At 70.1% G+C, this 13,628-nt stretch carries 12 protein-coding genes, 2 tRNA genes and 1 other RNA gene; 6 read left to right on the top strand and 9 right to left on the bottom strand.

The window, feature by feature from the left end; genetic code table 11:
* Window positions 1-353: 353 nt before the first annotated feature.
* On the top strand, window positions 354-1,766 hold the full coding sequence (locus ABH927_RS19525; RefSeq protein ID WP_370023507.1) for a GAF domain-containing protein: 1,413 nt from the start codon (window positions 354-356) through the stop codon (window positions 1,764-1,766).
* A gap of 637 nt (window positions 1,767-2,403) precedes the next feature.
* Here the strand turns inward: ABH927_RS19525 and ABH927_RS19520 are convergent.
* A complete protein-coding gene (locus ABH927_RS19520) occupies window positions 2,404-4,983 on the bottom strand; it encodes a DNA polymerase III subunit gamma and tau (RefSeq protein ID WP_370023505.1) in 2,580 nt (859 codons plus the stop codon).
* A 42-nt stretch (window positions 4,984-5,025) separates the two neighbouring features.
* An RNA gene (ffs, locus tag ABH927_RS19515) (signal recognition particle sRNA small type) lies at window positions 5,026-5,121 on the bottom strand.
* 82 nt (window positions 5,122-5,203) lie between these two features.
* Between ffs and ABH927_RS19510 the strand changes: the two genes are divergently transcribed.
* A tRNA-Ser gene (locus ABH927_RS19510) sits at window positions 5,204-5,289 on the top strand.
* Window positions 5,290-5,400: 111 nt separating this feature from the next.
* Here ABH927_RS19510 and ABH927_RS19505 read toward each other — a convergent pair.
* From ABH927_RS19505 to ABH927_RS19495, 3 genes are all read right to left on the bottom strand, one after another.
* Complete coding sequence (locus tag ABH927_RS19505) at window positions 5,401-6,057, bottom strand: protein-L-isoaspartate(D-aspartate) O-methyltransferase (RefSeq protein ID WP_370023503.1); 657 nt, start codon at window positions 6,055-6,057, stop codon at window positions 5,401-5,403.
* A 23-nt stretch (window positions 6,058-6,080) separates the two neighbouring features.
* Window positions 6,081-7,505, bottom strand: a complete 1,425-nt coding sequence (locus tag ABH927_RS19500) for an NAD(P)/FAD-dependent oxidoreductase (RefSeq protein WP_370023501.1) — start codon at window positions 7,503-7,505, stop codon at window positions 6,081-6,083.
* Between the two features lie 107 nt (window positions 7,506-7,612).
* Complete coding sequence (locus ABH927_RS19495) at window positions 7,613-9,121, bottom strand: dolichyl-phosphate-mannose--protein mannosyltransferase (RefSeq protein ID WP_370023499.1); 1,509 nt, start codon at window positions 9,119-9,121, stop codon at window positions 7,613-7,615.
* Window positions 9,122-9,373: 252 nt separating this feature from the next.
* Between ABH927_RS19495 and ABH927_RS19490 the strand changes: the two genes are divergently transcribed.
* Both ABH927_RS19490 and ABH927_RS19485 read left to right on the top strand, forming a co-directional pair.
* Window positions 9,374-10,240: a neutral zinc metallopeptidase gene (locus tag ABH927_RS19490; RefSeq protein ID WP_370023497.1), complete on the top strand. Its 867-nt coding sequence runs from the start codon at window positions 9,374-9,376 to the stop codon at window positions 10,238-10,240.
* 78 nt (window positions 10,241-10,318) lie between these two features.
* Complete coding sequence (locus ABH927_RS19485; RefSeq protein ID WP_370023495.1) at window positions 10,319-10,615, top strand: type II toxin-antitoxin system VapB family antitoxin; 297 nt, start codon at window positions 10,319-10,321, stop codon at window positions 10,613-10,615.
* An 89-nt stretch (window positions 10,616-10,704) separates the two neighbouring features.
* On the opposite strand, the gene ABH927_RS19480 is transcribed toward ABH927_RS19485, so the two are convergent.
* The 4 genes from ABH927_RS19480 to ABH927_RS19465 form a co-directional block, all read right to left on the bottom strand.
* Window positions 10,705-10,789, bottom strand: a tRNA-Ser gene (locus tag ABH927_RS19480).
* Window positions 10,790-10,946: 157 nt separating this feature from the next.
* Entirely contained in the window at window positions 10,947-11,411 is a 465-nt protein-coding gene (gene tadA / locus ABH927_RS19475) for a tRNA adenosine(34) deaminase TadA (RefSeq protein WP_370023493.1), read from the bottom strand.
* 23 nt (window positions 11,412-11,434) lie between these two features.
* Window positions 11,435-11,917 (bottom strand): tRNA adenosine deaminase-associated protein, encoded by a 483-nt coding sequence (locus ABH927_RS19470; RefSeq protein WP_370023491.1) that lies wholly within the window; start codon window positions 11,915-11,917, stop codon window positions 11,435-11,437.
* Between the two features lie 15 nt (window positions 11,918-11,932).
* Window positions 11,933-12,427: a tRNA adenosine deaminase-associated protein gene (locus ABH927_RS19465; protein ID WP_370023489.1), complete on the bottom strand. Its 495-nt coding sequence runs from the start codon at window positions 12,425-12,427 to the stop codon at window positions 11,933-11,935.
* A gap of 135 nt (window positions 12,428-12,562) precedes the next feature.
* Here ABH927_RS19465 and upp point away from each other — a divergent pair, with 135 nt between their 5' ends.
* Together upp and ABH927_RS19455 are read left to right on the top strand one after the other, a co-directional pair.
* Complete coding sequence (gene upp, locus ABH927_RS19460) at window positions 12,563-13,201, top strand: uracil phosphoribosyltransferase (RefSeq protein ID WP_370023487.1); 639 nt, start codon at window positions 12,563-12,565, stop codon at window positions 13,199-13,201.
* A 113-nt stretch (window positions 13,202-13,314) separates the two neighbouring features.
* Window positions 13,315-13,548, top strand: a complete 234-nt coding sequence (locus tag ABH927_RS19455; RefSeq protein WP_370023485.1) for a three-helix bundle dimerization domain-containing protein — start codon at window positions 13,315-13,317, stop codon at window positions 13,546-13,548.
* Window positions 13,549-13,628: the final 80 nt, after the last annotated feature.

Below are 13,628 nucleotides of genomic sequence, written 5' to 3'. Positions count from 1 at the left end.
GGACGACGGATCGGGAGACCTGATGGGAACCCCGCTGGATCCGCTACGACCAGCATCGCATTTGGAACCGCACGGATGAGGGCCGCGCTACCCCCACGGATCTCACCCATGCGGCTTGAGGACTGGCCGGGCCCCGTCCCCCCTCCAAAGCGTCCGGGACCCGGCCTGTCCACCGCGCCGGTCGAGCTCTTGACCTCGCCCGACGTGACACGCCAACCCTAATCAGCCGAACGTTGCATACAGGTTGCGATCACCTGGTTACTCATGGAGATTGGCAAATATCGTCTCGGGTGCTAGTCAGTTGTCCAGAGGCAGTCGTGCAACGCTCCATTGAACGGACCCGGGGGTGATCGGTGCCGAATCCGGCAATCCGCCGACTTCACGAGGCGGTGGTGACGGGAGAGCGGCCCAAGGGGAAGGGACCACGTGACGTCATCTCCAAGTCGTGGCGGCGGTCCCTCGACGCCGGGATCGACCCCGAGATTCACGCGGCCCCACTGGTCTATGACGCCGGGGACATCCGCGACGCCCGCACGGCCAACCCGATGAACCCGCTGCTCCCCCTGCTGAGCCACACACTGCTGCAGATCGCCGACGAGACCGCCCACATCATGGTGATCACGGACGCCGACGGCGACGTGCTGTGGCGTGACGGGCACCGCCAGGTCCTCCGGCAGGCCGACCGGATCGGCCTCGCCGACGGCTTCCGATGGGCCGAGCAGGCGGTCGGCACCAACGGCATCGGCACGGCCCTGGCCACCGGAGTCCCGACCCACGTCTACTCCGCCGAGCACCTGGCCCTGGTGCTGCACGAATGGTCCTGCGCGGGCGCGCCCGTCGTGGATCCCGACTCGGGCCGGGTCCTCGGCTGCCTCGACATCAGCGGAACCGCACGCGCCCTCCACCCCGCGACGGTCGCCCTGGTTGCGGCGGCGGCCCGGCTCGCGGAGAGCCAGCTCACGCTGCGGATGCGGGAGCGCGACGAGCGGCTGCGCACCCGGCACTATCGCCACCTGTCCCGCCCCGGCGCGCTCGTCACCCCGACCGGGCGGATCATCGGCGGCGACCAGTGCCTCGGCCCCCGCATCCGCCTGCCGGAAGTGGGCGATCGGGTGTCCCTGCCCGACGGGCGGATGGCAGCGGTCGACTGGCTCGGCGACGCCTACCGGCTGGTCCCGGTCGGCACGTCCGCCGCCCCGCGGCTCGCGCTGACGCTGCTGGGGGCCGACCACCCCTTCGCGTACCTCGACGACGTCCGCATCACGCTCTCGCTCCGCCACGCGGAGATCCTCACCCTGCTGGCGTCCCACCCCCGCGGCCTGACCGCGGAGCGGCTGTCGTTCCTGCTGTACGGCGACGAAGGCAACCCCGTGACCATCCGCGCCGAGATCCACCGGCTGCGGGCCCAGCTCTCCGGGGCCATCGCCGCAAAGCCGTACCGATTAACCTGCGAGGTCGCCGGCGACTTCCTCGAGGTACGGCAGGCCCTGACCGGAGGAGACCTCTCCGCCGTCGCCCGCCTCTACCAGGGACCGCTGCTCCCGCGCTCGGAGGCTCCGGCCATCCGCCGGGCGCGCGACGAGCTCGAAGCCAGCGTGCGCTCGGAGCTCCTGGCGAAGGGCACCGCCGAAGACCTCTGGTCGTACGCGCAGACCTCCACCGGCCACGACGACTTCGAAGTGCTCGAACGCCTCGTCGCGGCCCTTCCCCCCGGCGACCGACGCCGCGCCGCCGCAGTCGTACGGCTCAACCCCGCCTACGAATGACCGCCCAGCCTCCCCGCCCACGACCGATTCCGAGATAGCAGATTCCCCGACAAAACACCCATCCACTAGCTGAAACGCCAGCGCTCACTGCCACACCCCGCGCGACACCGAAACCACCGCGACAGCCGCACCCGTGCGACGCCGAAACTGCCGCGACAGCTGCACCCGCCCGTCCCCGCGATTTCCGACCACCGCCGTCTCGCCCGTGCTGTCGCCCATCGATAAGTTCGAGGTCCGCATCAGCTCCTCCTTCGCCGCCGCCTTCTTCTGAATCCCCCCGCATTGCCCTCTTACGGCTGAGGCGCCCCCTTGTGTCGACCGATCTCGGCGGAGGACGACAAGCCCCACTAACGGCCAAGCGGCGGCTGCTGGCTCGGCAAGCAAGGCCATGGCAACCCGCCTTGAGTGACAAACCTTGGCCGACCGGGTGGCCGACGTTCGTGCTCGCTGTTCCGATGCCGGTTGCCGGAGGCCGTCTGTCCCCGTACGGGCCCGTGATCGCGCTATGGCAGGCACCAGTGCGCCGTGCGCTCGGCATGGAGCGGGGCTGAACCCTCCAATAGTGGCCTGACCATGGCGTTGTCAGAGAGCTGGACTTAGCGTCGGGGAACCGAGCATGGGTGGCCGGTTCACCTGGTCAGGAGTGGTCGATCTCTTCGATGATCCGCCCGCCGAGCTCTCGCTGGATGAGGGCCATGCCGGTCAGTTCGTTGACATCGGCGTTGGCGTCGTTCAGCGGGTCGACTTCGTCGGCGTCGGATCCGGGGGCGGTCTTTCCGCGGCTTGGGACCGACTCCGGCCACGCCTGACGCGGCCCAGCCTGGGCAGCGGCCCGCGCGGCCGACTTCGCGGCGGCGAGACCGGGGCTCGATACGCGCCGAGACCCCAAGCCCGTCGCGGACCCGGCCGGAGCATCGACATCGTCCGACGGCTCGTCGGGCCACGTCTCGTCCGTCGTCACCGCCGACCTGGCGGCGGCCGCGGACTGCGGCGCGGAGGAGCCCGATGCGCCCTGATGCGTCCCGTTCTGTACGGCATGCGGCTGCCCGGCCTCACCTGGACCGTTTCCCCGAGCATCATCGGCTGAGGAGCCGGGGTTGGCGGGGTCAAGACTTGGAGTCCCGCCGGGAGCGCCCTTGGCGCCGGAGGGACCTGAACCTGGGACGCCTCCCGAACCTCCGGACACCGAGCCTGCGGGACCGGCTGATGCCCCGGACCCCGAGTCGATCGGCCCTCCGGCCGGCCCTCCGGCGCCTTCTGGCGTGGCAGGGCCTCCCGGCCCGGAGGCGCCACCCCCGGCGTAAGCGCCCGTTCCTGAGGCACCCCTGGCGGAACTTGTGTCGGAAACGCTGCCGCCGGCGTAAGCCCCCGTTTCGGGAGAGCTTGCCGTTTCGCTGGCACCAAATCCGGGCGAACCGGCTGGGCTTGGCGAACCGGCTGGTCCAGAAGAGCTCACTGGCCGCGGAGAGCTGGCCGGTCCCGGTGAACCGGCGGGGCCACGTGCGCCACCGGCCGCGGGGCCGGAGCCGCCGACTACTACGTCGACCCGCCAGGTGCCGCCGAGAACGTCGCTCAGCGCGGCCGCGACCACCTCGTCCCGCTTTCCCTTGAGGAAACCCTGCACGTCACCGGGCTTCTCGAAGCCGACGGTGACCACATTCCCCTCGACCCCCAGCAACCGGCCCTGGGCATTGAGGATCATCCAGGCCACGCGCTGCCGGTTCTTGATCGCTTCGAGGACCTGGGGCCATGCCTGCTGGATCGGCCCGGCCCCGGACGCGGGCTCGACCGGCCCTGCCGAACCAGACGGCGCGGGAGAAGGGGCCGAAGCCCTCGGCGACCCCGGTCTGGCGGGCGTCGGCCAATCATCCGCCCCCTGGCCCCCCGCGGCGGGAGCCGTACCGGCGGGCAGAGACGGCTCCGACCGGGGAGCCTGGCCTGCCGGCGCCGGGACCGGGCTCTGACTCGCGGGGACCGCAGGGGCCTGCCCGGTGATCGGGGCCGCCTGACCGAGGACGGGGGCGGCGTAGGCCCCGGCGGGGAGGCCCCCACGTTCGAGCCGTTCGAGCCGTTCGAGCCGTTCGAGCCGCGCGAGCATCGCGGCCTCGCCCTGCTCCGCGGCGGGGAGGAGGACCCGGGCGCACATCAGCTCCAGCAGCAGGCGAGGAGACGTGGCACCGCGCATCTCGGTGAGCCCGGCGTTGAACACCTCGGCGGCGCGGGTCAGCTCGGCAGGTCCCATCGATACGGCCTGCACCTGCAGGCGCTCCAACTCGTCCGCGGGGCGGTCGAGAAGGCCGTTGGAAGCGGCTTCCGGCACGTTGGCGAGGATCACCAGGTCTCGGAAGCGCTCCAGCAGGTCCATGGCGAAACGGCGCGGGTCGTGGCCGCCCTCGATGACCCGGTTGACGGTGTGGAAGACCGCGGCGCCGTCTCGCTTGGCGAAGGCGTCGATCACCTCGTCGAGCAGGTCGCCATCGGTGTAGCCGAGCAGGGAGACGGCGCGCTGGTAGGTGATCCCCGCGTCGTCGGCGCCGGCGAGGAGCTGGTCGAGGATCGACAGCGAGTCTCTGGCCGAGCCCGCGCCGGCCCGGACGACCAGGGGCAACGCGGCCGGCTCGTACGGCACGGACTCCGACTCGAGGATCTCCTCCATGAGCTGGCGGAGAGTCGCGGGCGGCATCAGCCGGAAGGGATAGTGGTGGGTCCGGGACTTGATCGTCCCGATGACCTTCTCGGGCTCGGTCGTCGCGAAGACGAACTTCAGGTGCGGCGGTGGTTCCTCGACGAGCTTGAGCAACGCGTTGAAGCCCTCACGGGTGACCATGTGGGCCTCGTCGATGATATAGATCTTGAAGCGCGCGGCGACCGGGGCGAAGAAGGCCCGCTCGCGAAGGTCGCGGGCGTCGTCCACGCCACCATGCGAGGCGGCGTCGATCTCGATGACGTCGAGATGGCCGGGGCCGGTGGGCGCCAGGGCTATGCACGAGTCGCACTCGCCGCAGGGATCGGGCGTCGGGCCCTTCTCGCAGTTCAGGGAGCGGGCGAGGATACGGGCGCTGGACGTCTTACCGCACCCGCGGGGGCCACTGAAGAGGTAGGCATGGTTGATCCGGCCGCTACGCAGGGCCTGGCGCAGCGGCTCCGTGACGTGCTCTTGCCCCTTGACCTCGGCGAACGTCCCGGGCCTGTACTTGCGGTACAGCGCAAGACTCATGCCGTCTCCTCGGGGGGTCGACCTGGTCGGCGGTTCCGCTAACTGAGAGACCCCTCGCGCACCCGCCAGAGCCCGCTTATCCTTGCTGCCTTCCGGCCCTGGGGAGGTTCACAGGATGACGCCGCGCGAGGGGTCCGGGGACAGTCTAACCACTCCGAGGCAATGCGGAGGCCGCGAACTATGGTCACCGCACACCGGAAAGTCCGCTAAGCTTTTCGGCGGAGGATTCGCCTAGTTGGCCTAGGGCGCACGCTTGGAAAGCGTGTTGGGGGCAACCCCTCAGGAGTTCGAATCTCCTATCCTCCGCGCTTGGTTGAGCAGCAAGAACACGAAGGGCCCGGACCGATACAGCCGGGCCCTTCGTGCGTCTCCGCTCAGTTTCCGTCTCAGTTTCGCCCAGTTCCCCGAGTTCCTGTCTCACGCGTGGAAGCCGTACTCCCCGTACAGGCGGACATACCTGGCAAGCGTAAGGACCTGTCGGGGTTCCAGGCCGGTTGCGGTGCGTTCGAACAGGACGACCTCCTCATGCCCGCCCGGACCGATCGGCTGGATCAGGCGGCCACCGGGGCGCAGTTGCCCGGCCAGCGGCGGGGGCACCTCGGGGAAGGCCGCCGACACCACGATGGCGTCGTAGGGGGCGCGGGCGGGCACGCCGCGGCTGCCGTCCCCGGTGAGAAGCTCGACGTTGCCGATGCCTTGCCGCGCGAGATTCGACCGGGCCTCCCGGACGAGGTCCGGCCACCGGTCGATGCTGACCACGTCGGCGGCGAGGCGGGCGAGCAGCGCGGTCTGGAAGCCGAGCCCGGTGCCGATCTCCAGGACGTGCTCTCCGCCGGTGAGGGCGAGGCCTTCGATCACCCTCGCCGACAGCGACGGCTGGGTCGTGACCTGCCCGTGCGCGATCGAGACGGGCTCGTCCTCGTAGGCCGCGGCGACACGGTCCTCGGGCACGAAGCCCGCGCGCGGCGTCGCGCGGATGGCTTCGAGCAGCCGCGGGTCGCGGACGCCCGCCTCCCGCACCGCGCGGACCAGATCGTCCGGGGAGGCGCCGTGATCGTGCCTGCCTCCGCGCATACCGTGGTGATGTCCGGCGCACGTCACAGGCCGTACTCCTCCAGGAGGCCGAGCCAGACCTCGCTCACGGTGGGAAACGCCGGAACGGCGTGCCACAACCGGTCGAGGGGGACCTCGGCGGTCACCGCGATGGTGGCCGCATGGAGAAGATCGACCACCGCGGGTCCGGCGAAGGTGACGCCGAGGAGCATCTGGCGGTCCTCGTCGACGACGGCCTTCGCCCGGCCCGTGTAGCCGTCGGCCTGGAGGTAGGCCCCCTCGACCGCGCTCATGTCGTACTCGACGGCGCGTACGGCGTAGCCGTCGGCGCGGGCCCGGGACTCCGTGCGCCCGACCACGCAGACCTGCGGGTCGGTGAAGACGACCTGGGGAGCGCCCCGGTCGTCGGCGGTGTCGCGGAGCGCCGGCAGGTCGTCCGGGAGACCCTTGGCGCGCGCCGCGATCACGTCGCCGCACACCCGGGCCTGATACTTGCCCATGTGGGTGAGCAGGTTGCGCCCGTTGACGTCGCCCACGGCGTACAGCCAGCCGTCGGGGACGCCCGTCGCCCGCATGCTGGTGTCCACCTCGATGGGGCCTTCCGCCTCCAGACCGACCGTTTCCAGGCCGATGTCGCCCACGGTCGCCCGGCGGCCCGTGCCGACGAGGATCTCGTCGGCCTCGATCCGCGATCCGTCGTCGGTGTGGACGGTCACCGGGCCGTCCTCGGCCGGGCGCTCGACACGGGTGGGCGAACGGCCGAAGCGCAGATCGATGCCGGACTCCTGGAACGACTTCGCCAGCAAGTCACCGGCGAACGGCTCGGTCCGGGCGAGGAGGCGGTCGCCGCGCACGAGCACGGTCGTCTCCTCGGCGCCGAGGGCGTGCAGCGCCTGGGACATCTCGCAGGCGACGGGCCCGCCGCCGATCACGACCAGCCTCTTCGGCACCTGCTGGACGCTGGTCGCCTCCCGGTTCGTCCACGGACGCGCCTCGCGCAGCCCCGGCACGCCGGGGACCAAGGGGTCGCTGCCGGTCGCGACGACGACGGCGTGCCGGGCCCGCAGCGCCCGGGTGCCGCCGTCCGGGGTAGCCACGTCGACCCGGAGGGTCCCGGCCAGGCGTCCCCGGCCCCGGACGAACGTCGCCGGGACGTTCCGGATCCAGCTCACCTGGCCGTCGTCGTTGTAGTGGGACACGGTCTCGTCGCGGCGGGCCAGCACCGCGGCGGTGTCGATCGGGTCGCGCAACTCCAGCCCGGGCATCCGGCTCACCTCGGCGGCCAGGTCCACCGGCCGCAGCAGCGCCTTGCTCGGGACGCACGCGTAGTAGGCGCACTCGCCGCCCGCCAGGCGCTTCTCGACGACGGCCGCCGTCAGACCGCCTCGTACGGCACGCCCGGCGACGGTCTCCCCGACCGGCCCCGCGCCTATCACGATCACGTCGAAGACGTCATTCTCGTCAGCCATGGCGCCTGCACCCCCGTTGCCGCAGGTCACGCAGCGAAGTGCCGAGCACGCCCAGTCTTTCACCCTCGCGCCGGCAGGGCGGAAGGGGATGGGCGAAGGGACCTGAGCTAGATCCAGCTCCGGAAGAACATGCGCTTGAACCACATGTCGTACGGGATGGGCTCGGCGGCGAGGATGGGGGACAGCCACCAGAAGTTGACCAGCGCGAGCAGCGCGAAGGCGCCCACGACGGCGGTGCCCATCACGCGCCGCCTGGACGGAGCGTCCACGGGACCGATGATCAGCCCGCACACCAGGACGATGGCGAGGATCATGAACGGCACCATCGGGAGCGCGTAGAACAGGTACATCGTCCGGTGGTCGGCGATCGCGAAGTAGAACCACGGCAGCCACCCGGCGGCGTACGCCAGCAGCACCGCTCCCGCCCGCCAGTCGCGGCTCGCGACGTACCAGGCGATCAGCGCGAGGAGGGCGAGGACGCCCGCGTACCAGATGACCGGAGTGCCGGTTCCGAGCACGGCCCAGGAGCAGTTGTCCGCGCCGCAGACGCCCTTCGGCGACTGGTAGAAGAACGCGACCGGCCGGAGCAGCAGCGGCCACCCCCACGGCTGCGACTGGTAGCCGTGCGGGGTGTGCAGGCCCTCGTGGAACCCGAGCACCTGGACCTGGTAGCTCACCCACGAGCGGAGCGAGTCGAAGACGAAGAAGGCCCAGCCGTTCGACGTGGCCTCCTCCCAGTTGCGGCCCCAGCCGTCGGCCGAGACGAACCAGCCGAGGAACGACGCGGTGTAGACGACGATCGGCACGACGCCGAGCCAGGCGAGCCCGAGGGGCCAGTCGAGTCGCCGCGCGGCCGTGTACGGCCGGCGCAGGCCGATGGCCCGGCGGGCGCCGGCGTCCCAGACGAGCGCCACGATCGCAAAGGCGGCGATGAAGAAGACGCCGGTCCATTTGGTGGCCAGCGCGGCGCCCAGGCAGAGCCCGGCGGCGAGCCGCCACGGCCGCCAGCCCAGGCGCGGCCCCGGATCGACCAGCGACGACGTCTGGTACCAGTCGGCGAGCCGCGCGCGGCCGTGGTCCCGGTCCGTCACCAGGCAGGCGAAGGCCGCGAGCACCCAGAACATCAGGAAGATGTCGAGCAGCGCCGTCCGCGAGAGCACGAAGTGCAGGCCGTCCAGGGCGAGCAGGAAACCGGCGAGGCAGCCCAGCACGGTCGATCGCGTCATGCGCCGGGCGGTCCGGGCCAGGATGAGGATCGAGATCGTTCCGGCGAGGGCGGCCACGAACCGCCAGCCGAAGGGTGTCAGGCCGAAAAGCCATTCACCGACGCCGATCATCCACTTGCCGAGCGGAGGATGCGCGACGAAGTTCGCGCACTGGTCGGCCTGGTCACACGTCCTGAAGACGTGGGTGTTTCCACTCAGCAGCAGGTCGTCAGCCTTGTCGACGAAATGCCGCTCGACGCCGTACTTGATCGTGGAGAAGGCGTCCTTGACGTAGTAGGTCTCGTCGAAGACGACCGCCTTGGGGGTGCCGAGGCGGGAGAAGCGAAGGAACCCTCCGAAAAGGGCCACGATCAATGGCCCGAGCCAGCCCCACAGAGGACTTCCAGGCATCGGCGGCACCAGCCGGTCGCGGAGCGAATTGGGTGAACCGCCATCCGGCTCCCCAATCGCCTGATTGGCGGCAAGAGGCATCGGGGCATCGTAGCGCCGCATACCTCACAAAATCCCCAGGATGACGATCATCTTTCGCCTTTCCATGCCGAACGGCAGGCCAGAAGGCGAATGATCTTCCATTTCCGGGGCAGAACGCTTGGGCGATAAGATCGACCGCGCAATCAAGCGCCCCACGCATGGGAGCGTCGTATGGATTTCGATGATCGAGCGGAACTCGACGCCTCGCAGGTGGAGGACGTCGGCGGAAGCCGTGGAGGGTTCCGGGGCGGGGGCCTCGCGATCGGCGGCGGAGCCGCGGGCATCATCGCGTTGATCGTGGCCCTGATCTTCGGGATCAACCCCGGTGACATCACCGGCGGCGGCAGCGAGCCACCCGCCAGGGTCCAGCCGAACTCCGATCTGGCCAAGCAGTGCAGGACCGGCGCGGACGCCGACCAGTCCGACAAGTGCCGGGTCGTCGGGGTGGTCAACAGCATCCAGAAGTTCTGGGACGGCCAGATCCAGAACTACACGCCCGCGAAGACGACGCTGTTCTCCGGCGGCGTGCAGACCGGATGCGGCGCGGCGGACTCCTCGGTGGGCCCGTTCTACTGCCCCCGCGACAAGCACGTCTACCTCGACCTGAGCTTCTTCGACGACCTCCAGTCCAGGTTCGGCGCCAAGGGCGGACCGTTCGCCCAGGCGTACGTGATCGCCCACGAGTACGGGCACCACGTGCAGGACCTGCTCGGCACCATGGACAGGGCGGGGCAGGGCCAGGGCGCCGAGGGCGGCTCCGTACGGCTCGAGCTCCAGGCCGACTGCTACGCCGGTGTGTGGGCCAACAACGCGTACAAGACCGGCTTCTACACCGAGAAGTTCAGCACCGCCGACATCGCCGAGGCGCTCGACGCCGCGGCGGCCGTGGGGGACGACCGGATCCAGGAGCAGGCGCAGGGCAGCGTCAATCCCGACGCCTTCACGCACGGCACGTCGGCCCAGCGGACAAAGTGGTTCACCAACGGCTACGAGTCCGGCGACCCGGCGCGCTGCGACACCTTCTCCGGAGGAATCTGAGGCGATATCTGAGGTGTTAGAGGCCGGTGGTGACGCCCGGGAAGGCAATCACCGGCATTCTTGCCTAAACTACATAGCGTGATCTTTAAGTTGGTCGGCGACGGACGGCCCTACCCCGAGCACGGCCTGTCGCATCGCGAGTGGGCGCAGATTCCGCCACGCCAGGTCAGGCTGGACACCCTGATCACCACGAAGGCGGTGCTCGACCTGCACTCCCTGCTCGCCAAGGACTCCACGTTCTACGGCGACCTGTTCCCGCACGTCGTCCAGTGGAACGGCGACCTCTACCTGGAGGACGGGCTGCACCGCGCCCTGCGCGCCGCGCTGCACCAGCGCTCGGTGCTGCACGCCCGCGTCCTGGAGCTCGACCACTGAAGAAGACCGGCCACTGAAGACCGGCCAATGCACCGGCCTGAACGAGAAGAGCCGCCGACCTGGTCAGGTCGGCGGCTCTTGTCGATGAGCGGTGGAGGTGGGATTTGAACCCACGGTAGGTTGCCCTACACACGCTTTCGAGGCGTGCGCCCTCGGCCACTAGGCGACTCCACCGCGCAGAAGCCTACCGGACAAACGCCTGTGCCCGCGCATCCGTTTCGGCCCCGCCGTACGACCCGCGACGACCCGCGACGACCCGTGACAATCCGCGACGAACCACGGCGAAGCATGGCGATCCCAGCGAACCCTCCGGAAGCAGTCGGTGTACGGCTCAGCCGCGGCGGTCTCCGAAGAAGTCCCTGAGCACCGCGGCGCACTCGTCGGCCAGGACGCCCATGACCACCTCGGGACGGTGGTTGAGCCGCCGGTCCCTGATCACGTCCCAGAGCGAGCCCGCTGCCCCGGCCTTCTCGTCGGCCGCGCCGTACACCACGCGCCGCACCCGGGAGAGCACCGCGGCGCCCGCGCACATGGTGCAGGGTTCCAGCGTGACGACGAGCGTGCAGCCGGTGAGCCGCCATTCGCCGGTCGCCCGCGCGGCGGCGCGCAGGGCGAGGACCTCGGCATGCGCGGTGGGATCGCCGGCGGCCTCCCGGTCGTTCCCCGCCGCGGCGAGGACGTCGCCGCCCGGGCCCAGCACGACCGCACCGACCGGAACCTCCCCACGCTCTCCGGCCCGTACGGCCTCCGCCAGCGCGAGCCGCATCGCCGCGTCGAACTCAGCCGGCGGATTCATCGGGTGAGGCGGTCAGAGGCCGGTCACCGCAACCGGTCGAGCTCGTCGGCGAAGGAGAGGCGCTCCGCGATGACGGACAGGGTGTCCGCGGGCAGCACGCCCTCCTCCATGCTGAGCTCCAGCAACTCGTCACCGCTCAGGGAGAAGTCGCTCAGCAGCTCGAAGTCTCCGGCGGGGCGGACGCCGAGGTCGGGAGTGTCCTTGTCCACCGCCACGCCCGCCAGCTCGGCGAAGATCTCGCCGAGCGGATCCGTCTGACCGGCGTGGGCGTCGGAGAGGAACACCCGGGGGTCCGAGTCGCCCTCGTATCGGACGAGCGCGAACCACTCGTCCTCCACCTCGACGCAGAGCAGGGCCAGCTCGTCGCCGTTGAGGCCGAGCGCCTCCTGCACGGCGTCGCCCAGGTCGTCGGCGATCTCGGCGTCGCCGAGGTCGACCTCGGTCCCGGTCCAGCCGTTGCCGGTCTTCACGAAGGCGGCGGAGAAGAGGTTCGGTCGCGAGGGCATGGCCGTCTCCCGTGGTCAGCCGATGGCGGCGTCGACGGCGCGCTCGAACGGCTGGGAGAAACCCAGCCGCGCGGCGATGCTGGAGAGCACCTCGTCCGGAAGCAGATCGAGATCCCCGGAGAGGGCTCCGAGCTCCATCTCATCGAGGCCGAGGTCGGCGAAGATCGACAGGTCCCCGGCGGGGAGCACGCTGTCGAGCTCCTCCTCTTCCGGAATGGGCACGTCGAGGTATTCGAGGACCTGCTGCGCCAGCGGCCAGTCCCAGGAAGCGGTGATGTCGGAGAGAAAAACGCTTACTCGTTCACCGAAAACCCGCAATGCCACAAAGAAGTCATCCCCCACGGCGACCAGGCCAATCGTCGCGCCCATGCTCGGCGTCTGGCGGAGGGCGTGGAGCAGACCGCGCAGGTCCGAAGTGAGCGCCACGGGAAGCATCTCCGCCTCCCACTGGTCGTCCTCGCGATAGACCACGATGGCGAAGTCAAGCGCGTCTACGTCTGTCATCGTCATCCCCACCGGCACGGTCCTCACGTCATGTAATGGTCCCAGACTCGGACTCCCACCGTACGGCGCTCACCCCAAATTGTGATCAAAACAGTCAGGCGACGTCGATGCGCCTTCCAGGGGAAGGTAACTTCTGTAGCCATGGAAACGCTCGTCGTCGACCACCCGCTCGTCGCCCACAAGCTGACCGCGCTTCGCGATGTGCGGACCGACTCGCCGACGTTCCGGCGCCTCGCCGACGAGCTGGTCACGCTCCTCGCCTACGAGGCCACCCGTGACGTCCGCGTCACCGACGTGACGATCGACACGCCGCTCGCTCCGGCCCACGGTGTACGGCTGGCCCGCCCGGCGCCGATCGTCGTGCCGATCCTGCGCGCCGGGCTGGGCATGCTCGACGGCATGACCCGTCTCCTTCCGACGGCCGAGGTCGGCTTCCTCGGCATGATCCGCGACGAGTCCACGCTCAAGGCCCAGACCTACGCCACCCGGCTGCCCGAGGACCTGTCCGGACGGCAGTGCTACGTGCTCGACCCCATGCTGGCGACGGGCGGCACGCTCGCCGCGGCGATCCACTTCCTCTTCGACCGCGGCGCCGAGGACGTCACCGCGATCTGCCTGCTGGCCGCGCCCGAGGGCATCGCCCACATGGACGAGGTCTTCCAGGGCACCGGCAAGCCCATCCGCGTGGTGACCGCCGCCCTCGACGAGCGGCTCAACGAGCAGGGCTACATCGTGCCGGGCCTCGGTGACGCCGGAGACCGTCTCTACGGCGTGGTCTGACTCTCCCGGCGCCTCTCCCGCGCCATAGTTACATTACGCACTCTTACGGGTACGGAGAGTGACGACGACGTCTCTTCGCGTTCGCGCGAGCGGGCGCGCCACCAGGGAGAGCCATGAGTCAGCTTCCGGACAGTGAGCACCATAAGGGTGAGCACTACGAGCAGGTCGAGGCCATGCTCAGGGACGAGTTCGCCGGGGTCCACCCCGCCGCCACCGTCACCCGCTGTGTCCAGGCCGCGCATCACGGCGCGGTGGAAGTGACCGGCCATGCACCTCCCGCGCTGGTGGAACGCATCGCCCGCAAGCACCTTCGGGTTCTGGCGGCCGCCGCGGCGGAGCGGGGATGACGGCGCTCCTTGTCGGCATGGCGCGATGTTCGGATTTTGCCGCTTTACCGAACTAGGCGCCTGGGTAATCTATAAGTCAT

It is taken from the genome of Planotetraspora sp. GP83, assembly GCF_041262585.1.
Taxonomy (GTDB): Bacteria; Actinomycetota; Actinomycetes; order Streptosporangiales; family Streptosporangiaceae; genus JAOEGB01.
This window is presented reverse-complemented; position numbering and strand designations above follow the sequence as displayed.

Bases quoted from the DNA above. Each gene is read 5' to 3' on its own strand.
- tadA (WP_370023493.1), bottom strand. From the start codon at position 11,411: ATGAATCCGCCGGCTGAGTTCGACGCGGCGATGCGGCTCGCGCTGGCG.
- ABH927_RS19505 (WP_370023503.1), bottom strand. From the start codon at position 6,057: ATGCGCGGAGGCAGGCACGATCACGGCGCCTCCCCGGACGATCTGGTC.
- ABH927_RS19490 (WP_370023497.1), top strand. From the start codon at position 9,374: ATGGATTTCGATGATCGAGCGGAACTCGACGCCTCGCAGGTGGAGGAC.
- ABH927_RS19470 (WP_370023491.1), bottom strand. From the start codon at position 11,917: ATGCCCTCGCGACCGAACCTCTTCTCCGCCGCCTTCGTGAAGACCGGC.
- ABH927_RS19500 (WP_370023501.1), bottom strand. From the start codon at position 7,505: ATGGCTGACGAGAATGACGTCTTCGACGTGATCGTGATAGGCGCGGGG.
- ABH927_RS19520 (WP_370023505.1), bottom strand. From the start codon at position 4,983: ATGAGTCTTGCGCTGTACCGCAAGTACAGGCCCGGGACGTTCGCCGAG.
- upp (WP_370023487.1), top strand. From the start codon at position 12,563: ATGGAAACGCTCGTCGTCGACCACCCGCTCGTCGCCCACAAGCTGACC.
- ABH927_RS19455 (WP_370023485.1), top strand. From the start codon at position 13,315: ATGAGTCAGCTTCCGGACAGTGAGCACCATAAGGGTGAGCACTACGAG.
- ABH927_RS19495 (WP_370023499.1), bottom strand. From the start codon at position 9,121: ATGCCTGGAAGTCCTCTGTGGGGCTGGCTCGGGCCATTGATCGTGGCC.
- ABH927_RS19465 (WP_370023489.1), bottom strand. From the start codon at position 12,427: ATGACGATGACAGACGTAGACGCGCTTGACTTCGCCATCGTGGTCTAT.